Annotated in this window: 21 protein-coding genes; 16 read left to right on the top strand and 5 right to left on the bottom strand. The window is 73.5% G+C overall.

The window, feature by feature from the left end; translation table 11 throughout:
• The first annotated feature begins 5 nt into the window (after positions 1-5).
• From ACQPXD_RS51455 to ACQPXD_RS51435, 5 genes are read left to right on the top strand one after another with little or no spacing between them, the layout of a single operon-like run.
• Complete coding sequence (locus ACQPXD_RS51455) at positions 6-1205, top strand: hypothetical protein (protein WP_432831730.1); 1200 nt, start codon at positions 6-8, stop codon at positions 1203-1205.
• Positions 1206-1207: 2 nt separating this feature from the next.
• The gene (locus ACQPXD_RS51450) at positions 1208-2080 is read left to right on the top strand and encodes a sulfotransferase domain-containing protein (RefSeq protein ID WP_432831728.1); all 873 of its coding nucleotides are present in this window, start codon (positions 1208-1210) and stop codon (positions 2078-2080) included.
• Positions 2077-3576, top strand: a complete 1500-nt coding sequence (locus ACQPXD_RS51445; protein ID WP_432831726.1) for a polysaccharide biosynthesis C-terminal domain-containing protein — start codon at positions 2077-2079, stop codon at positions 3574-3576. Before ACQPXD_RS51450 ends, ACQPXD_RS51445 begins: the two co-directional genes overlap by 4 nt.
• Positions 3573-4319: an SAM-dependent methyltransferase gene (locus ACQPXD_RS51440; protein ID WP_432831724.1), complete on the top strand. Its 747-nt coding sequence runs from the start codon at positions 3573-3575 to the stop codon at positions 4317-4319. Before ACQPXD_RS51445 ends, ACQPXD_RS51440 begins: the two co-directional genes overlap by 4 nt.
• Positions 4320-4333: 14 nt before the next feature.
• On the top strand, positions 4334-5392 hold the full coding sequence (locus ACQPXD_RS51435; protein ID WP_432831722.1) for a glycoside hydrolase family 26 protein: 1059 nt from the start codon (positions 4334-4336) through the stop codon (positions 5390-5392).
• On the opposite strand, the gene ACQPXD_RS51430 is transcribed toward ACQPXD_RS51435, so the two are convergent.
• Together ACQPXD_RS51430 and ACQPXD_RS51425 are read right to left on the bottom strand one after the other, a co-directional pair.
• A complete protein-coding gene (locus tag ACQPXD_RS51430; RefSeq protein WP_432831720.1) occupies positions 5378-6163 on the bottom strand; it encodes a patatin-like phospholipase family protein in 786 nt (261 codons plus the stop codon). The two genes, ACQPXD_RS51435 and ACQPXD_RS51430, sit on opposite strands and share 15 nt — an antisense overlap.
• A complete protein-coding gene (locus tag ACQPXD_RS51425) occupies positions 6049-7017 on the bottom strand; it encodes a DMT family transporter (protein WP_432831718.1) in 969 nt (322 codons plus the stop codon). Before ACQPXD_RS51425 ends, ACQPXD_RS51430 begins: the two co-directional genes overlap by 115 nt.
• 47 nt (positions 7018-7064) lie before the next feature.
• On the opposite strand from ACQPXD_RS51425, the gene ACQPXD_RS51420 reads away from it, so the two are divergent.
• From ACQPXD_RS51420 to ACQPXD_RS51400, 5 genes are all read left to right on the top strand, one after another.
• Positions 7065-8456, top strand: coding sequence for a PLP-dependent aminotransferase family protein (locus ACQPXD_RS51420; protein WP_432831716.1), 1392 nt, complete (start codon positions 7065-7067; stop codon positions 8454-8456).
• Between the two features lie 16 nt (positions 8457-8472).
• On the top strand, positions 8473-10086 hold the full coding sequence (locus tag ACQPXD_RS51415) for a DUF885 domain-containing protein (protein ID WP_432831714.1): 1614 nt from the start codon (positions 8473-8475) through the stop codon (positions 10084-10086).
• A gap of 104 nt (positions 10087-10190) precedes the next feature.
• Positions 10191-11468, top strand: a complete 1278-nt coding sequence (eno, locus tag ACQPXD_RS51410; protein WP_432831712.1) for a phosphopyruvate hydratase — start codon at positions 10191-10193, stop codon at positions 11466-11468.
• Between the two features lie 71 nt (positions 11469-11539).
• Entirely contained in the window at positions 11540-12082 is a 543-nt protein-coding gene (locus tag ACQPXD_RS51405) for a septum formation initiator family protein (protein WP_432831711.1), read from the top strand.
• Complete coding sequence (locus ACQPXD_RS51400) at positions 12079-12594, top strand: DUF501 domain-containing protein (protein ID WP_432831709.1); 516 nt, start codon at positions 12079-12081, stop codon at positions 12592-12594. The genes ACQPXD_RS51405 and ACQPXD_RS51400 overlap by 4 nt, the downstream gene beginning before the upstream one ends.
• Here ACQPXD_RS51400 and ACQPXD_RS51395 read toward each other — a convergent pair.
• Together ACQPXD_RS51395 and ACQPXD_RS51390 are read right to left on the bottom strand one after the other, a co-directional pair.
• Complete coding sequence (locus ACQPXD_RS51395; protein WP_432831707.1) at positions 12571-13515, bottom strand: phosphotransferase; 945 nt, start codon at positions 13513-13515, stop codon at positions 12571-12573. The genes ACQPXD_RS51400 and ACQPXD_RS51395 overlap by 24 nt on opposite strands.
• Before the next feature lie 110 nt (positions 13516-13625).
• Positions 13626-14096 carry a cellulose binding domain-containing protein gene (locus ACQPXD_RS51390; RefSeq protein WP_432831705.1) on the bottom strand — a complete coding sequence of 157 codons (471 nt, stop codon included), beginning with the start codon at positions 14094-14096 and terminating at the stop codon, positions 13626-13628.
• A 54-nt stretch (positions 14097-14150) separates the two neighbouring features.
• Here ACQPXD_RS51390 and ACQPXD_RS51385 point away from each other — a divergent pair, with 54 nt between their 5' ends.
• Both ACQPXD_RS51385 and ACQPXD_RS51380 read left to right on the top strand, forming a co-directional pair.
• Entirely contained in the window at positions 14151-14654 is a 504-nt protein-coding gene (locus ACQPXD_RS51385; protein ID WP_432831703.1) for an amino-acid N-acetyltransferase, read from the top strand.
• Positions 14655-14686: 32 nt separating this feature from the next.
• A complete protein-coding gene (locus ACQPXD_RS51380) occupies positions 14687-15586 on the top strand; it encodes an exopolyphosphatase (RefSeq protein WP_432844268.1) in 900 nt (299 codons plus the stop codon).
• A 40-nt stretch (positions 15587-15626) separates the two neighbouring features.
• On the opposite strand, the gene ACQPXD_RS51375 is transcribed toward ACQPXD_RS51380, so the two are convergent.
• Positions 15627-16049, bottom strand: a complete 423-nt coding sequence (locus ACQPXD_RS51375; protein WP_344620144.1) for a hypothetical protein — start codon at positions 16047-16049, stop codon at positions 15627-15629.
• Positions 16050-16194: 145 nt separating this feature from the next.
• On the opposite strand from ACQPXD_RS51375, the gene ACQPXD_RS51370 reads away from it, so the two are divergent.
• The 4 genes from ACQPXD_RS51370 to ACQPXD_RS51355 all read left to right on the top strand — a co-directional run bounded on the left by ACQPXD_RS51370 (position 16195) and on the right by ACQPXD_RS51355 (position 18921).
• Positions 16195-16872, top strand: coding sequence for an LppU/SCO3897 family protein (locus tag ACQPXD_RS51370; RefSeq protein WP_432831701.1), 678 nt, complete (start codon positions 16195-16197; stop codon positions 16870-16872).
• 102 nt (positions 16873-16974) lie between these two features.
• Complete coding sequence (locus ACQPXD_RS51365; protein WP_432831699.1) at positions 16975-17298, top strand: PadR family transcriptional regulator; 324 nt, start codon at positions 16975-16977, stop codon at positions 17296-17298.
• The gene (locus ACQPXD_RS51360) at positions 17295-18218 is read left to right on the top strand and encodes an HAAS signaling domain-containing protein (RefSeq protein WP_432831697.1); all 924 of its coding nucleotides are present in this window, start codon (positions 17295-17297) and stop codon (positions 18216-18218) included. The genes ACQPXD_RS51365 and ACQPXD_RS51360 overlap by 4 nt, the downstream gene beginning before the upstream one ends.
• A 10-nt stretch (positions 18219-18228) precedes the next feature.
• Complete coding sequence (locus tag ACQPXD_RS51355; protein WP_432831695.1) at positions 18229-18921, top strand: uracil-DNA glycosylase; 693 nt, start codon at positions 18229-18231, stop codon at positions 18919-18921.
• Positions 18922-18928: the final 7 nt, after the last annotated feature.

The raw sequence follows: 18928 nt of genomic DNA, 5'->3' as shown, positions 1-18928 counted from the left end.
GCCCGATGAAGACCGCACCGACCGAGCTGCGGGCCGGCGACGAGCAGCTGCGGGCCCAGTACGTCGCCGAGGTCCTGAGCCTGCTGTACCCCGGCCGGGGTGAGCGGGCCGTGGAGTACCTCGTCATCCCCAACGCCCGCCGCCCGCGCCTGCTGGTGCCGGCCGATGACCGCCGGGTCGCCGCCGCGGCCGTGCGCCGCTACGCCGAGCCGCAGTCCCGGCTGGCCCGGCTCAAGCGCGACGCCGTCGTCGCCGCGCTGCGCACCGGCCTGTCCGGGCTGCTGCTGCGCGACCGGCTGACGCTCAGCCCCGGCGCGGACACGATCGATGCCTACCTCGGCCGCACCGTCGGCGCCGGGCTGCGCCTGAGCGTCCACATCGGACCGGCGCGGGCCAACCGCAAGCCGGTGCTGCAGCTGCTCGACGCGGCCGGGCAGACCGTCGCCTTCGCCAAGCTCGGCACCTCGGCGCTGACCCGCGAACTGGTCCGGGCCGAGGGCAACGCGCTGGCCGCGGTCGGCTCCGCCGGGCTGCGCGCCGTCCGCGTCCCCGGCGTGCTGCACGCCGGGCAGTGGGGCGAGCACGAGGTGCTGGTCCAGTCGGCGCTGCCGGTCTGGCAGCCGCGGGCGCCGCTCAGCGCGCCCCGGCTGGCCGGCGCGATGCTCGAGGTCGCGCGCTGCTGCGGCACCGGCCACGGCACCCTCGCGGGCAGCGGCTACTGGAACCGGCTGCGGGCCCGGCTGGACGCCGTCGCCGGCCACCCGGAGGGCGCGGCGCTGCGCGGCGCCGCCGAGCGGATCGCCGGCGCCGCGGGCGGGGTCGAGCTCTCCTTCGGCTCCTGGCACGGCGACTGGTCGCCGTGGAATATGGCCGGGCTCGCCGGCGCGGTGCTGGTCTGGGACTGGGAGCGGTTCACCCCCGGCGTGCCGCTCGGCTTCGACGCCCTGCACCACGCGCTGCAGATCGGCATCGGCCGCTCGCCCAGCGCCGGGCAGGCCGTGAGCGAGCTCGTCGCGACCGCGCCGGACGTGCTGCTGCCCTTCGGCGTGGTGCACCGCCAGGCGATCGAGGTCACGACGCTGTTGTACCTCATCGACCTGGCCACCCGGTACGTCACCGACCGGCAGGCGGAGGCCGGCGCCCGGCTGGGCGTGCTCGGCAGCTGGCTGCTGCCCGTCCTCGTCGCGCGAGTGGAGGCGCTGTAACCATGCCCGTGCAGGTTCCCGAGTCGATGAAGCGGATCGTCCACTTCGGATCCCGCAACTACGGCCAGCTCACCGCGAGCCGGCGCATGCTGCCGTCGTTCCTGATCTGCGGCGGGCAGCGCTGCGGCACCACGTCGCTCTACCGGGCGCTGGCCGCCCACCCGGCCGTCATCAAGGCGGTGCTGCACAAGGGCGTGCACTACTTCGACGTCGGCTATCACCGGGGGCTGCGCTGGTATCGCGGCCACTTCCCGCTGCAGCGGCGCGCCGACCGCGTGCGCGCCGAGTTCGGCGTGCCGGCGCAGACGTTCGAGTCCAGCCCGTACTACATGTACCACCCGCACGCGCTGGCCCGCATCGCCGCCGACCTGCCCGGGGTGCGCCTCGTCGTGCTGGTCCGCGACCCGATCGAGCGGGCGTACTCCCAGCACGCCCACGAGGTGGCCCGCGGCTTCGAGTCCGAGGTGGACTTCGGCCGCGCGCTGGACCTGGAGGAGCACCGGCTGTCCGGGCAGCGCGAGCGGCTGCTCGGCGACCCGCACGCCTACAGCTTCTCCCACCAGCACCACGCCTACCGGGCGCGCGGCGAGTACATCGAGTACATCGAGCCGATGGCCCGCCTGCTCGGCCGCGACCGGGTGCACGTGGTGGACAGCACCGAGTTCTTCACCCGGCCCGAGCCCGTCTACGACGCGGTCGTCGACTTCCTGGGCCTGCCGCACGTCAACGCCTACCCGGCGTTCGAGCGGCACAACGCCCGGCCGCGCAACCGCCTCGACGACTCGATCGCCTCGCGGCTGGCCGAGCACTACGCGCCCTACGACGAGAGGCTGGCGGACTGGCTGGGCTACCGGCCTTCATGGATGGTCGGATGACCCGCGTCAGCGCGCCGGAAGAAACAGACACCCTGGAGCGCCCCGCGGTCGAGTCGCCGCGCGGGATGCTGCGCGGCGCGGCCCGCGGCGGCATCGCCAACCTGGCCGGCACGGCCTGCACGGGCCTGGCCGGCGTCGGCGTCACCTGGCTCGCCGCCCGGGCGCTCGACCCGCACACGGCCGGCGCCTTCTTCGCCGCCACCGCCACCTTCGGCCTCGGCGTGACGGTGGCCAAGCTCGGCGTGCAGACGTCGCTGGTCTACTGGCCGGCCCGGATGCGCGCGGTCGGCGACCTGTCCCGGTTCGGCGAGTGCCTGCGCGTGGCGATGCTGCCGGTCGCGGTCGCCGCCGCGCTCATCGCGGCCGGGCTGTGGTTCGGTGCCGGCCTGCTGCCGGGCCGGCCCGACCTGGTCCGGGCACTGGCGCTGTTCCTGCCCGCGGCGGCCTTCACCGACGTGCTGCTGTCCACCACCCGCGGGCTGCGCGCGATGCGTCCGACGGTCCTGCTGGACCGGGTGATGCGCCCGGCCGCGCAGCTCGCCCTGCTGGTGGTGGTGTGGGCCGCGGGCTGGGGCCCGCAGCTCTTCGCCGCGCTGTGGGCGCTGCCCTACCTGCCGACCGCGCTGCTCGCCGGCTACGCCCTCAAACGCCTCTATGTAGGTATAAGGCCTGACAAAACCGAACTGTCGGACTTCACGCCCAAGCGGTTCTGGGGATTCACGGCGCCCAGGGCGGTGGCGAGCTTCGCCCAGATGGCGCTGCAGCGCGTCGACGTGCTCATGGTGGCCTCGCTGGCGGGGCTGGCGCCGGCCGCCATGTACGCCGTCGCCGGCCGGTTCGTGATCCTCGGCCAGTTCGTCAACCAGGGCGTTTCCCAGTCGGTCCAGCCGCGCCTGGCCGAGCGTCTCGCGGTGCGCGACACCGAGGGCGCCAACCTGCTCTACCGCCAGGCCACCGCGTGGGTGGTGCTGTGCTGCTGGCCGCTGTACCTGCTCGTGTTCACCTATGCCCCGTGGTACCTCGCCCTCTTCGGCGAACACTACAGCAACGGTGTCGGCGTGGTGCGCGTGCTGGCCGCGGCGATGCTGGTGGCCACCGCCTGCGGCATGGTCGACGTCGTGCTGGCCATGGCCGGGCGCACCTGGTGGAACCTGGCCAACGTCGGGTTGGCCCTGATCGTCATGCTCGGCGTCGACGCGCTGCTCATCCCCCGCAGCGGCGCGTTCGGCGCGGCCGTAGGCCTCGCGGCCGCGGTGCTCGTGAACAACCTCGTCCCGCTCGTGCAGGTCGTGCGCGGGCTGGGGCTGCACCCCTTCGGCCGGGCGACGCTGCTCGCCTGCGCCATGGCGGCCGGGTTCTTCGCCGCGCCCCAGCTCGCGCTGTGGGCGTTGCACCCCGGGCCGGCCGTGAAACTCGCCGCCACGGGGGCGGGCGCCGTCGCGTACTGCTACGCGGCGGTGCGATTGAGGAAAACCTTGATGCAGGGGGAGCCATGAGAACGGACTACGCGGAGGTCTTCCAGTCGGAGGCGGCGGTCGAGAAGTACGAGCGGATCGTCTATGCGCCGGAGACCTACGCGACCGCGGTGAGCGGGCGGCAGCGGGCGTTCCTGCGCGGGCTGGTGCGGCGGGAGTTCACCGCCCGGCGCCCGGTCCAGCACGACTTCGCCTGCGGGACCGGGCGGGCGATCAAGCTGCTGCACGGTGTGGTACGCGCCGCGCACGGCTACGACACCTCGGCGCAGATGCTCGCGAAGGCCCGGGAAGCGGGCGTCTACGCGAAGCTGCACCAGGTGGCCGAGGCCGGGCCGGTGCCGGAGCCGGCCACCGGTGACGGGCCGGCGCTGGTGACGGTGTTCCGGCTGCTGCTCAACGCGCCGCGGGAGGTGCGGGACCGGGCGATCGCGTTCGCCGCCCGGGCCCTGCCGGAGGCGGACTCGGGGCTGCTCGTCGTGGAGAACCACGGCAACCGCTCCTCGCTGCGCCACCTGCGGCACCGGCGGCACCGCGGCAACGCGTGGTTCGCCGAGCTGCAGCACGCGGAGGTGGAGCAGCTGCTGGCCCGGCACGGCTTCGAGGTGATCGACCGGCGGGGCTTCGCGGTGCTGCCGGCCGGGGCGTACCGGCGGCAGTGGCTGCGGCCGGTGGCCCGGCGGGCCGACGACCTCGCCAGCCGTTCGCGCCGTCTCTCCGGGGTGGCCACGGACGTTCTCTATGTAGCCAGGCGCATATCTGGATAGCCGGAAAGGACAGCATGAAGCGGATCGTGCTGACGATCGCCGTGGTGGTCGTGACCGTGGCTGCCGCCGCGGCGGTGACGCTGACCGTGCTCGACCGCGGCCGGAAGGCGCAGCCGCCCACGGCCGGCCCGTCGTCCACGGTGGACACTTCGGCGTCGCCGCCGGCCATCGCGCGCTCGGAGGGGCCGTTCGAGGCGGGGCCGGTCGCCCCGCCGCGCAGCGGCTCCTACCTGGGCGCGTGGGTGCGCCCGGAGAGCCTCACCGAGTCGGGTCGGGTGAGCGCGATGACGGCCTGGGAGCACTCGCTGGGCCGCAAGATGGCGATCGTCAACACGTACCGCCGCTTCGACGAGAACTTCTTCAACGACTCCGACCGCCAGTTCGCCGCCCGCGGCAGCACACTGATGCTGTCGTGGGCGGGCGGCGACACCCGGCTCATCACGATGGGCCGCTACGACGAGCTCATCCGCGAGCGGGCCCGCGAGCTCAAGGCGTTCGGCCATCCCGTGCTGCTGCGGTACCGCTGGGAAATGGACCGGCCCAACCTCCGCGCCCAGATGTGGTCGGGGGCGGACTACATCGCCGCCTGGAAGTACGTGCGCGACGTCTTCCGGCAGGAGGGTGCGACCAACGCCTCCTGGGTGTGGTGCCCGACCGCCGAGGGCTTCGCCGGCGGCGTCGCGGCCGGCTTCTACCCCGGCGACGACCAGGTCGACTGGACCTGCGTCGACGTGTACGCGGGCACGAAGTACGACACGATCGGCAACCTCATGCGGCCGTTCCTCGAGTTCTGCGCGCGGCACCCGAGCAAGCCGGTGATGGTCGGCGAGTTCGGCATCGCCCGTAGCTGGGGCACTCGGCAGCGGGCCGCGTGGCTGGCCGACGCCTCGGCGACGTTCAAGGCCAACCCGCAGGTCCGCGCCGTGCTCTACTTCGAGTCCGACCCCACCGACAACAAGGGGCCGACGAACCAGTTCATGGTCTCCGACGACCCGGACGTGCTCGCCGCCTTCCGCGGCTCGCTCGCCCAGGACGCCTACTACAAGCCCATGTCCGGCTCAGCGAAGCAGTAGCTCCCGGCCCTGGCGCTCGGCCGCGGCCAGCACCGGGATCCAGCGGCCGGCGTCGAACACGTTGCCGCCGATCGCCTCCATCGCCGCCTCGTCCGGCTCGATCATGGTGAACGCCGGGTCGAGGGCGTCGCGCTGCATCATCGGCATGCGCGGGGCCAGCACGTAGACCCGGTCGTAGCCGGCCGCCAGGTCGGCGTTGGTGCGGGAGCGGACCCCGCCGTCCATGAACCGCGAGCCGTTGACCGGGATCGGCGGGAAGATGCACGGGACGGCGCAGCTGGCCGTCACGGCGGGCACCAGCGGCACCCCGGAGTCCTCGTCCCAGGCGACCGGGTCGCCGGTCGCCGCGTCCACGGCGGTGACCACGAGCCGCGCCGGCCAGGTCTCGATCGGCAGCCGCCGCCCGAACGCCGCCAGCCACGGCTCCGGCGGCCCGACCTCGGCCTCCAGCGCGATCGCGCCGATCCGCCGGCGCATCTCGGCCGGGTCCAGCGACGCGTCCTGCAGCAGGCCGAAGGCGATCGCCCCGCGGTTCCAGTCCGCGGTGATCGGCGGGTCGCCCGGGCCGAGCGGGGCTTCGATGGCGGCGGCCGCGCGCGGGTCGCCGAATGCCGCGATGAGGGCGCCGGTCATGGCGCCGGCCGAGGTGCCCAGGATCAGGTCGGCGCGGCCGAGGTCGAGGCCCCGGTCGTGCAGTCCGACGAGGATGCCGAGTTGCCAGGCGACACCGGTGATGCCACCGGCGCCGAGGACGAGCGCGGTGCGTTCCATGCATCTTGCTTAACACGCCGCGCCGCCAGTGCCAGGCCCGCGCCCACCAGCAGCACGCCCCCCAGTTTCGCCGGCCCCGGCCCGGCGCGGTCCACCACGGCGGTGGTGAGCAGGGCGAACACCGGCACCAGGGCCAGGTAGACCCCGGCCCGGTCGACGCCGAGGCCGGCCACCCCGGTGTACCAGCAAACAAACGCGACGACCGTGAGCACCAGGCCGAGGAAGACCAGCGCCGCGGCCTCCCGCGCGATGGGCACCCGGAGCCGTTCCGTCCCGAGAGCCAAAAGCCCGAGCAGCATCGGTACGGCCAGTGCCGTGCTCCACGCCGACACGCGCACGGCCCCGAGGCGTGGCAGCAGCGGCGCGGCCAGCAGCGAGAACGCGGCCTCGCAGCACAGCACCCCGGCCGCCGCGGCCAGCCCCGCGAGGTCGTGCCGGCCGTAGCCGCTGACCAGCGCGGCACCGGCGACGACCACCACCGCCGCGGCCAGCAGCCGGGGCGCCGGCCGGCGGCGTTGCTGCAGCGGGCCGAGCAGGGCCAGCAGCAGCGGGCTGGCCCCGACGATGGTGGCGATCACCGCCGGGTCGGCGTGGCGCAACGCGAACAGCAGCAGGACGTTGAACGCCACGAGGCCCGTCGCCGCGACCAGCGCCAGCCGGGCGAGCTCCCGGCCGGTCGGGCGGATGCGCGGGCCGCCCCGCAGGGTCAGCGCGAACAGGGCGAGTGCGGCCAGGGCGTAGCGCAACGCCTGGCCGGACAGGATCGGATAGTCGACGATCGAGCGGCTCACGGTGAATGAGCCACCGAGAATCGCGCAGGTCAGCACGCAGTACGCGGAGTAGCGGCGGGACATGCACAGGAACTTACGAGCGTCAGTGGTCCACGCTACAGTGCCACCGGATGCTGCTTTCGGAGGGCCACTTGTCGGTTTGGGAGGCGCTGGTCGAGCTCGACCGCACCCGCCCGCGGGTCGGTGAGCAGCTCGTCGGCGCCCTGCGCGAGGCCATCACGCGCGGCCGGCTCGCGCCCGGCACCCGGCTGCCCTCGACCCGCGACCTGGCCGCCGACCTCGGGGTGTCCCGCGGCCTGGTGGTCGGCGCCTACGAGCAGCTCGCCGCCGAGGGCCGGCTGGTCAGCCGGCGCGGCTCGGGCACCGTCGTGGCCGAGGTGGTCACCGCCGTGCCCCGCCAGCGGGGCGCGGCCGCGCCCCGCCCGGCCGCGGTCGCGCCGCTGCGCCCCGGCGTGCCCGACCTGGGCGCCTTCCCCCGCACCGCCTGGCGGCGGGCCTATGAGACCGCGCTGACCAGCGCCCTGGACGCCGACTTCGACTACGGCGACGCGACCGGCGTGCCCCGGCTGCGCGCCGAGCTGGCCGGCTACCTCGGCCGGGTGCGCGCCGCGCTGGTGCCGCCGGACGGGCTCATCGTCACCGCCGGGGTGACCCAGGGCCTGGCCCTGCTCGCCCGGGTGCTGCTGGCCCGCGGCGCCCGGCGGATCGGGCTGGAGGACCCGGGCCCGGTCTCGCTGCGCGACCACCTGGTGCGGCTCGGCCTGGACGTGGTGCCGGTGCCGGTCGACGCCGACGGCGTCGACGTCGCCGTGCTGGGCCGCACCCGGGTCCGGGCGGTGCTGCTCACCCCGGCCCACCAGTTCCCGACCGGGGTGGTGCTCGCGCCGCGCCGGCGGGCCGAGGTGATCGCCTGGGCCCGCCGGGTCGACGGCCTGGTCATCGAGGACGACTACGACGCGGAGTACCGCTACGACCGCGACCCCGTCGCCTGCCTGCAGGGCCTGGCCCCGGACCGGGTGGCGCTGCTGGGCTCGGTGAGCAAGGTGCTCGCGCCCGGGCTGCGCCTGGGGTGGCTGGCCGCACCGCCGGACTGGCTGGCCGACCTGTGCGCGGCGAAGTCCGACGCCGACAACGGCGGCCCGGCCCTGCAGCAGCTCGCGTTCGCCGAGTTCCTGGCCGGCGGCGGCTACGACCGGCACCTGCGCCGGGCCCGCCGGATGCACCGCGAGCGCCGCGACGCGGTCGTCGCCGCCGTGCGCCGGCACCTGCCCCGGGCCCGGGTCAGCGGCATCGCGGCCGGCCTGCACCTGGTCGTCGAGCTGCCGCCGGGGGTGGACGACCGGGCCCTGGCCGAGCGCGCGGCCGCCGCCGGGCTGGGCCCGCTGGCCCTGTCCGGGCTGCGCGTGCGCGAGGGCGGGCCGGGCGGCCTGGTGCTCGGCTATGCGGCGCACACCCCGCACGAGCTCGCTACCGCGGTCCGGGCACTCGCCGCGCTGCTGTGAACGATACGGTCGGGGGATGTCCCAGGATTTCGTTCCACTTGCCGAGCACGTCGCCGACGCGCTGCTGGAGTGCGCGCCGGCGCTGGCCGCGAGCGCCGGCGACCACCGTTTCGACGACCGGCTGCCGGACTACTCCGCCGAGGGGGTTGCCGCCGACGTCGACATGCTGCGCGACGCCGCGGCCGCGCTGAGCCAGGTCGACGTCGACGAGCTCGACCCGCAGGACCAGGTCGACCACGCCGTGCTGCTGGCCCGGGTGGAGCGGATGCTGTTCGAGCGCACGGAGATCCGCGAGCACGAGTGGAACCCGCTCGTGCACAACCCCGGCGGGCTGCTGCACGGGCTCATCTCGCGGCCGTTCGCACCGGCCGAGGAGCGGCTGGTCTCCATCGCCGCCCGGCTTTCGGCGGTACCCGACGCGCTGGCCACCGCCCGGGAGGTGCTCGGCGACGCGCCACGGGTGCACGTCGAGACCGCCGTCGGCCAGTTCGCCGGCACCGCGCGGCTGGTCCGCGAGGAGCTCGGCGAGCTGTTCAAGGAGGCGCCCGGCATGGCCGAGGTGGTGGCGCCGGCGCAGGAGCGGGCCGCCGCCGAGCTCGACGCCTTCGCCGAGTGGCTGCGGGGCCGCCTCGAGTCGGCCGAGCGCGACCCGCGGCTGGGCCGGCGGCTGTGGGAGGCCCGGCTGTGGCACACGCTGGACACCGAGCTCAGCGCCGCCGCCGTGCTGGAGCGCGCGGAGGCCAACCTGGAGCGGGTCACCGGCGAGCTGCGCGCGGCGGCCGCCGAGCTGACCGGCGCGGCGCCGACGACCGAGACGATCCGCGCGGCGCTGGCCCTGGCCGCCGCCGACGTGCCGGACAACGACACGATCGTGGAGCTGGCGAAGGTGTCGCTGGACGAGGCGACCGGGTTCGTCCGCGAGCACGACCTCGTCACCCTGATCGACGACCCGCTGGTGATCATGGAGATGCCCGAGTTCGCCCGGGGCGTCGCGGTCGCCTACTGCGACCCGCCCGGCCTGCTGGAGCCGGCCGAGCTGCCCACCTTCTTCTGCATCGCGCCCACCCCGGCCGACTGGACGGCGGAGCGGGTGGCGTCGTTCTACCGCGAGTACAACAGCCACATGCTGCGCGACCTCACCATGCACGAGGCGACGCCCGGGCACTTCCTGCAGCTCGCGCACGCCCGGCGGTTCCGCGGCCGGACCCGGGCCCGGGCGATCGGCTGGTCCGGGCCGTTCGTGGAGGGCTGGGCGGTCTACGCCGAGGAGCTCATGGCCGAGCGCGGCTTCGGCGGCCTGCCCGTGCGCCTGCAGCAGCTCAAGATGCAGCTGCGGATGAGCATCAACGCGATCATCGACCAGCGGGTGCACTGCGACGGGCTGAGCGAGGCCGACGCGATGGCGCTGATGATGGAGCGCGGCTTCCAGGAGGAGGGTGAGGCGGCCGGCAAGTGGCGGCGCGCGCTGCTGAGCTCGACGCAGCTGTCCACCTACTTCGTGGGTTACACGGAGGTACGGCAGATCGCCGATGAACGCCCGGCGAACGTCACGCTCCGCGACTGGCACGACCGCATGCTGGCGCACGGCTCGCCGCCCCCGCGGCACCTGCGCACCCTGCTCGAACTCTGACATAGCATGCCCTTTCCGCGAGCAAGATCGGCCCGGGGGATAGGCTCTGGGGTGCCGCACCGTGGCGGCCGACCAACTTTTTTTCTGCAGGGAGTGACACGACAGTGGCCACTATCGAAGCAATCGGCGCGCGGGAGATCCTCGACTCGCGGGGCAACCCGACGGTCGAGGTCGAGGTCGTTCTCGACGACGGCACCCTGGCCCGGGCGGCGGTTCCCTCGGGCGCCTCCACCGGCGCGTTCGAGGCCAACGAGCTGCGCGACGGCGACAGCAAGCGCTACCTCGGCAAGGGTGTTGAGAAGGCCGTCGAGAACGTCAACGAGCGCATCGCCGAGGCCGTGCGCGGCTTCGACGCCACCGAGCAGCGCCTGGTCGACCAGGCCATGCTCGACCTCGACGGCACCCCGGAGAAGTCCGAGCTGGGCGCCAACGCCATCCTCGGCGTGTCCCTCGCGGTGGCCAAGGCCGCCGCGGACTCGACCGGCCTGAGCCTGTTCAAGTACGTCGGCGGCCCCAACGCGCACCTGCTGCCGGTGCCGATGATGAACATCCTCAACGGCGGCGCGCACGCGGACTCCAACGTGGACGTCCAGGAGTTCATGATCGCCCCGATCGGCGCGCCGACCTTCCGCGAGGCCCTGCGCACCGGCGCCGAGGTGTACCACACGCTCAAGTCGGTGCTGAAGAAGAAGGGCCTGGCCACCGGCCTGGGCGACGAGGGCGGCTTCGCCCCGAGCCTGCCGGCCAACGCGGCGGCGCTCGACCTGATCGCCGAGGCCGTGGAGAAGGCCGGCTACTCGCTGGGCAGCGACGTCGTGCTCGCGCTCGACGTGGCGGCGACCGAGTTCTTCAAGGACGGCGCCTACACCTTCGAGGGCGGCAGCAAGTCGTCCGAGGAGATGATCGCCTACTACACCTCGCTGGTGGACGCCTACCCGATCGTGTCGATCGAGGACCCGCTGTCGGAGGAGGACTGGGACGGCTGGAAGTCGATGACCGACGCGCTCGGCGGTCGCATCCAGATCGTCGGCGACGACCTGTTCGTCACCAACCCGCAGCGCATCGCCCGGGGCATCGCCACCCAGACCGCCAACGCGGTGCTGGTGAAGGTGAACCAGATCGGCACGCTCACCGAGACGCTCGACGCGGTGGAGCTGTCGCACCGGGCCGGCTTCCGCACGATGATGAGCCACCGCTCGGGTGAGACCGAGGACACCACGATCGCCGACCTGGCCGTCGCGGTGGGCAGCGGCCAGATCAAGACCGGCGCGCCGGCCCGCTCCGACCGGGTCGCGAAGTACAACCAGCTGCTGCGCATCGAGGACGAGCTCGACGACGCGGCGCGCTACGCCGGCCGCGGCGCCTTCCCGCGTTACCGTTAGTCGGTTTCATGATTCCGCGGCCCCCGTGCGCCACAGGGGGCCGCGGACAACGGTGCGAAGCTGGGGGAGGCATGCAGCAGCGGACCAGGCCCGGTGGGCGGGGGATGAGCCCCCGCGGCGCGGCGCCGAGGAGCCAGCGGGCAAACCCGCGCGGCGGGGCCGGGCGGGCGCCCGCGCGGCCGGTGGCCCGGCGGGCCGTCACGGCCGGCGGGGCCGCGCTGCGCACCCGGGCGCCCCAGCCGCAGCGGTTCACCAGCCGCGCCGTCCTGCTGAGCTTCGTGCTGCTCACGCTGCTGCTCGCCTATGCCTACCCGGTGCGGGTGTATCTGGCCCAGCAGGCCGAGATCGAGGCGATGGAGGCCAGCCAGCAGCGGCAGGAGCAGAAGGTCGCCGACATGAAGGCCGAGGCCAAGAAGTACGACGACCCGGAGTACATCATCTCCCAGGCCCGGCAGCGGCTGCACATGATGCTGCCCGGTGAGAAGGCCTACGTCGTGGTCGACCCGGCCAACGCCGAGCAGACCGACCCCGCCGACCTGCCCGGCGCGCCGAAGCCACCCCGGCCGTGGTATAGCAAGCTCTGGTCGAGCGTCGAGGCGGCGGACCAGCAGTGACCGACTTCGAGCCGGCCACGGGCGAGGATCTCGCGGTGGTCGCGGCCCAGCTCGGCCGCACGCCGCGGGGCACCCGAGCGGTCGCCCACCGCTGCCCGTGCGGCCTGCCTGACGTGGTGGAGACCACGCCGCGGCTGCCCGACGGCACGCCGTTCCCGACGCTGTTCTACCTGACCTGCCCGCGGGCGGTGCACGAGTGCAGCCGGCTGGAGTCGTCCGGCCTCATGCGCGAGATGGGCGCGCGGCTCGCCGCGGATCCCGAGCTGGCCGACGAATACCGGCGCGCGCACGAGGACTACCTGCGCCGCCGGGAGCGGGTCGGGCACGTCGAGGAGATCGCCGGGGTGTCCGCCGGTGGCATGCCGACCCGGGTCAAGTGCCTGCACGTCCACCTCGGCCACGCCCTGGCCGTCGGCCCCGGCGTCAATCCCTTCGGGGACGAGACCCGGGCGCTGGCCGGTGAGTGGTGGCAGGCCGGCCCGTGCGTCTCACTCGATGCTGGTGACGACTGAGCGCAGGATGTCCCAGCCCTCGGCGTCGTCGGGGGTGCCGGTGTGCGGGCGGCGGAAGCGGCGCACCTCCACCGCGATGTCCGCCAGCGCCCAGCGCAGCTGGTAGAGCATGATCGTCGAGGGCCGGACCAGCACGCCGGTGGCCTCCGCGTAGGCGGCGAAGATCGAGCCGTCGCCGGGCTCGATCAGCCACAGGTCCCGCTCCGGCGGCGAGAGCAGCACGGTGTCCCAGTCGATGAGCCGCCACCCGGTCGGGGTGCGCATGGTGTTGCCCGAGTGCGGCTCGCCGTGCGTGAGCACGGCCCGGACCGGCTCGTTGCGGCTCTCCAGCACCAGCTCGTCGTAGCGGGCCAGCACCCGCTCCAGCGGCCGGCGGTGCTCGGCGAGCAGGTCGGCGGTGGGCACCGCGTAGGGCCCGCACTCCGTGCCCGGCCGGCGCAGCGCCGCCTCGACCTCGTCGCGGTAGGGCACGGCGAAGTCGTCGGCCCGCGCGTGGCGGCGGGCGACCGGCGGCGCGGTGTGCAGCCGGATGATCATGTCCAGGGTGGCCTGGCGGTGGGCCGGTCCGGCGAACGCGTTCCAGTCGAAGCTCGCGCCCTCGACGAACGGGTAGACGGCGATCGTGAACGGGCCGCTGCGCAGCGAGGGCGTGCCGGTCACGGTGGGCACCGGGGCCACCACGAAGTTGTGGCCGGTGGCGTGGAGGTCGGCCGCCACGCGCAGCGACGCGTCGAGCTTCGCCGGGTCGGCCGGCTCATCGACGGTGACGAACCACCGTGAGCTGGCCGTGTCGACAAGCTCCCAATGGTGGCTGCCGAACCCGACGGGCCGGTAGCCGAGCGACTTGACCGGAATGCCCCATTCCCGCGCGAGTAACGCCCCGAGCGCGTCCTCCGCGAGCCCTGCCGGTGGGGTCAACACCACGACAAGGTACGCCACTTACTCTGTTCAGTCGGGGTCGCGTCCGCCCGTCGCGGCGAGACAGTCAATTTTCCGACCCGTCAATGGCTCCTCAAGGGTTCGTCAATGGCTCAGCAGGGCGAGCCATTGACGGAGCAACTCGTCGGCTGCGCGGCGTCTCCCTTGGCCTCGAAGCCCATCCGGAGCGCGCCGCCCGCCTCCAGGTAGGTGTTGTACGCCTGCGAGCTCAGCGTGAGCCGGCCCGGCGCCTGCTCGGCCTTGGCGCCCCAGGTCGAGGTCACGTCGACGCCCTTGGGTAGCTCCAGTCGCACGGTCCAGCCGGTCAGCGGCTGGCTGCCCAGGTTGGTCAGGGTGACCTCGGCGTTGAAGCCGTTCTTCCACTTGCTGCGCACCGCGTAGGCCGCCTTCACCGTGCCCGGGGCGGCCGTGGCCGGCACGCTCGGGCCGCCGCTGCGCCGCGCGCCGGGCGGATCGCCGCTGGAGGTGGCCACCGGCCGCAGCGGTTGCGGTCCGTCGCCCTTGGTGAAGTACAGCACCGTCATCGTGCCGGCGATCACCGTCATCACCACGGTGGTGATCATCAGCACCCGGTCTCGCGTCAGATGCCACACCCGCGCGCCACTACCCTTACGTCCATGGAGGTAACCGTCCGGCGGGCGAGAACCGCCGACGTGCGGGGGATTCGGCGGCTCGTCGCGATGTACGTCGCCGATCGCCGGCTGCTGTCGAAGCCGACCGTGGCGCTCTACGAGGCCGTCCAGGAGTTCTGGGTGGCCCAGCGCGACAGCGACGGCGCGATCGTCGGCTGCGGCGCCCTGCACGTCATGTGGGAGGACCTGGCCGAGGTGCGCACGGTCGCCGTCGACCCGCTGCTGCGCGGGCACAAGATCGGCCACCGGATCGTCGCTGAGCTGCTCGGCGAGGCCCGCCAGATCGGCGTGCGGCGGGTGTTCGTGCTCACCTTCGAGACCCGCTTCTTCGCCTCGTTCGGGTTCGTGCCGATCGACGGGACGCCGGTCACCCATCAGGTGTACGAGGAGCTCCTGCGCTCCTACGACGAGGGCGTGGCGGAGTTCCTCGACCTGGAGCGGGTCAAGCCCAACACCCTCGGCAACCACCGGATGCTGCTGCATTTGTAGGCTTGCTCCCCGTGAGTTCCTCCGTGAAGCGCGTGGCGGCGATCGACTGTGGCACCAACTCCGTGCGGCTGCTGATCGCGGAGGGTGATTCGTCGGGTTTGCGGGATATTTCGCGGCAGATGCGGATCGTTCGCCTCGGCGAGGGCGTCGACCGGACCGGGCGGCTCGCCCCGGCCGCCATCGAGCGCACCCGGCTCGCGCTCGTCGATTACGCCGCCGACATCGCCAAGGCGGGCGTCGATGCGGCCCGCATGGTGGCCACCAGCGCCTCCCGCGACGCCGAGAACGCCGCCGACTTCCGCGCGATGGTGTTCGACACCCTCGGCTTCGAGCCAGAGGTGATCACCGGCGACGAGGAGGCCCGGCTGTCCTTCGCCGGCGCCGTGGGCGGCCTGGCGGCCGAGCCGCCGTTCCTGGTCGTGGACATCGGCGGCGGCTCCACCGAGTTCGTGCTGGGCACGGCCGAGGTCGACGCCGCACTCAGCGTCGACATCGGCTGCGTGCGGATGACCGAGCGGCACCTGCACACCGACCCGCCGACCGCCGCGGAGATCGCGGCCGCCGAGGCCGGCATCACCGCCGCCGTCGACCGCGGCCTTGCCGCGGTGACGGGCACGCGGGCGCGCACCCTGGTCGGCCTGGCCGGCTCGGTGACGACGGTGGCGGCGCTGGCGCTCGGGCTCGCGGAGTACGACCCGGCGCGCATCCACCGGGCCCGGATCTCCGCCGAGGACGTGGCCAAGGTCACCGCCGACCTGCTCGCCAAGAGCGCGCGGCAGCGCCTCGAGAGCCCCGTCATGCACCCGGGCCGCGCCGACGTCATCGGCGCGGGCGCGCTGATCCTGCGGATCATCGTCGATCGCTCCGGCGCCGATTCGGTCATTGCCTCCGAGTCGGACATCCTGGACGGAATCGCCCTGTCGTTGATCTGAGCGATCGCTGTCGGATTTGTGCCAGCGCAGCTCAGCCCGGCTAACCGGTGCGGCGGACCTCGGCCCGGGACTGCTCCCGGGGCTCCGCGTCGTCGCGCGACCACCACCACCCGTAGGTGAGCACGCCGTCGCTCGGCATGGTGATGATGATCTTGGCTGGTAAGGCGCCCTCGTAGGCGTTGAACACTCCCGGCTCGCTCTGCACGAATCGGGTCACACCGGGCAGCTCGAGGCACGTGACGTGCAGTTCCAGCCGGCCGGCCTCGCTCGCGGTGAGGATCGTGTGCTCGACGTGCTGCAGTCCCTTGCTGTCGCTGACCGCCTCGTAGTCCAGGGTGATGGCGTTGCCGCGCACCACGGAGGTCACCTTGATGCGGGCGACGAAGGGGCCGGACTCCAGCCCGTCGCCGCGACCGCGGTAGACGCCGGGGCCCGCGGCGAGCCGTTTCAAGAGATCGGTCACGGCGCACACCGTAATACGGCCGTGCACGGTGCTGCGCGCATTGGCGCTCTACCGCTATCGTGAGCCGTCTCCAGCGGGCTTTTGCAGGCTGAACCGACTTTCTGCCCGTTAGGGTGATCTTTGCGCATACCCCGGAAGGAAACGCATGTCTGATCAGTACCCGCCGCCCGGCAGCTACCCCCCGCCCGGTGGCGGGGGCTACCCGCCACCGGGCGGAGACCAGCCTCAGTACGGCCCGCCCTCCTCCGGCGGCCCGTACGGTCCGCCGTCGTCCGGCGCGCCCTACGGCCAGCAGCCCGGCGCGCCCTACGGCCCGTCGAGCGGCGCTCCCTACGGCCAGCCGTCATCCGGCGCGCCGTATGACCAGCCGCCGCCCTACGGTGCCCCTCCGGGCGCCCCGTTCGGCGCCCCGCCGCCGCCCCCGAAGAAGAGCAGCGCCGGCCGGATCATCCTGATCATCCTCGGCATCATCCTGGTCCTGGCGCTCGTCTGCTGCGGCGGCATCTTCCTGTTCGCGCGGAGCACGTGGAACGACATCGTCGACAGCGTCAACAGCGACCCGTCCAACGCCAAGGTGGGCGACTGCCTGGCCGGCGACTCGATCACGGACACGACCTCCAAGAGCGTCAGCGTCAAGATCGTCAAGTGCGACGACGCGACGGCGAAGTACAAGGTCGTGGGCATCAAGAACGGCGTGCCCCAGGCCGACGCCCTGGCGAACGACACCAAGGTCTGCAACGAGTTCACCGACAGCAAGTACGTGCTGTGGCAGGGCACCGACACCAGCAGCGGTGACGCCCTCTGCCTCAACGACGCCAAGTAACCCGGGTTCTTCGCGAGGCGGTCCGCCGTGGCGGGCCGCCTTTTGCGTGTCCGGGTGTTCCGCGCTTGATACTACTGTGCATTGCGTACTACTCTGCTTGCCGTGGACACCACCCAGCTGCTCAAGGGGGTGCTCGACCTGGCCGTGCTCGCCGTCCTGCGGGACGAGGACGGCTACGGCTACGACATCCTGCGCCGGCTGCGCTCGGCCGGCCTCGACGACGTCGGTGACGCCTCGGTCTACGGCACCCTGCGCCGGCTGTTCCAGGGCGGCGCGCTGACCACCTACGTGGTCCCGAGCGAGTCCGGCCCGCACCGCAAGTACTACGCGCTCAACGCCGCCGGCCGGGCCCAGCTCGCCGAGTCGGGCAAGGTCTGGCGCGGCTTCGCGCAGACGATGGACCAGCTCATCGGGGAGACCGCATGACCGCGCCGAGCAGCAGCCTGGAGATCGACTACTACCTCGAGCGGGTGGCCGAGGCGCTGGCCGACCTGCCGCCGGAGGTGCGCGACGACCTCCTCGAGGACCTGCCGGCGCACTTCGCCGAGGTCCTGGAGGAGCAGGGCGGCTCGCTGATCGAGCGGCTCGGCCCGCCCGCCGCCTACGCCGCCGAGCTGCGCGCCGCGGCCGGCCTCGGCGCGCAGCCCGGGCCGACGGGCCGTCCGCGCCTCGACGCCCGGCTGGCCCGGGTCCGGCACCTGCTCGGCCGGGCCGACGCCCGGGTGGGCGGGGTGCTCGGCTTCGAGCGGCTGACCGACTTCCTGCGGCTGCTCCGCCCGGCGTGGTGGATCGCCCGGGCGATCTGCCTGGCGGCGCTGCTGTTCGCCTTCGACATCCTGCCCCGGGACCGCTTCGACGACCCGCTGGGCTGGCTGGTGTGCGCCGCTGCCGTGGTGGTGTCGGTGCGGCTCGGCGCGACCGGCCGGCCCCGGCTGCCGCGATGGGTCGGGTTCGTCGTCGCCGCGGTCGCCGTCTTCGGCGGACTGACCATCCTGACCGCCCTCGACGTGCAGGGGCAGGGCGGCAGCGCCGGCTACTCCTACGACCCCTACTCCGGCGTCGTCGACGTCTACCCGGTGGACGCCAACGGCCAGGCCCTCACCGGCATCACGCTCTACGACCAGAACGGCAACCCGATCGTGATCGGCGACCCGTATGCGTGCTCCCGCGGCGTGTACGTGCAGACCGAGGTCTACCCGCGGACCGAGGTCTACCCGCGGTGCACCGTGGCGCCGTATGCGCGCGGCCCGCAGACCGCGTCGGCCACCGTCTCGCCGCCGGTGTCGCCGTCGGCGAGCGGGTCGCCGTCGGTGTCCGTTTCGCCGACACCCTCGCCGTCCCACTAACGTTCGGTGGGTGGGAGACGCCCTCGACCGGCTCGACGCCGAGATCACCGAGTGCCGCCGCTGCCCCCGCCTGGTGGCGTGGCGCGAGCAGGTGGCGGCCACCCGGCGGGCGGCGTTCCGCGACGAGGAGTACTGGGGGCGCCCGGTGCCCGGCTTCGGCCCGCACCGGGCGCCCATCGCCATCCTCGGGCTCGCCCCGGCCGCGCACGGCGGCAACCGCACCGGCCGGATCTTCACCGGCGACCGCTCCGGCGACGTCCTCTTCGCCGCCCTGCACCGCGCTGGCCTGGCCAACCAGCCGACCAGCACCGCCCGCGACGACGGGCTCGAGCTGACCGCGACGCGGATCTTCGCCGCCGTCCGCTGCGCACCGCCGGACAACAAGCCCACGCCGCAGGAGCGCGACACGTGCGCGCCGTTCCTGCACCGCGAGCTGCGCGCGCTCGCGCCTGACCTGCGGGTCGTCGTCGCCCTGGGCGCGTTCGCGTGGGCCGCCTTCTGGCCCGCGGTCCGCGCCGTCTACGGTGTAGCACCGGCGCGGAAGGTTCCGTTCGGTCACGGCGCCCTGTGGCAGGCCGACGGCGCCCCCGCGTTGCTCGGTTGTTACCACGTGAGCCAGCAGAACACCTTTACCGGTCGGCTCACGCCAGGAATGCTGGACGAGATTCTCGCCCGGGCGAAGCGCCTCGCCGGGCTCACATAGACGCTCA

The sequence above is a fragment of the Dactylosporangium sp. CA-092794 genome, from assembly GCF_050948465.1.
In the GTDB taxonomy this organism is placed as follows: Bacteria; Actinomycetota; Actinomycetes; order Mycobacteriales; family Micromonosporaceae; genus Dactylosporangium.
This window is presented reverse-complemented; position numbering and strand designations above follow the sequence as displayed.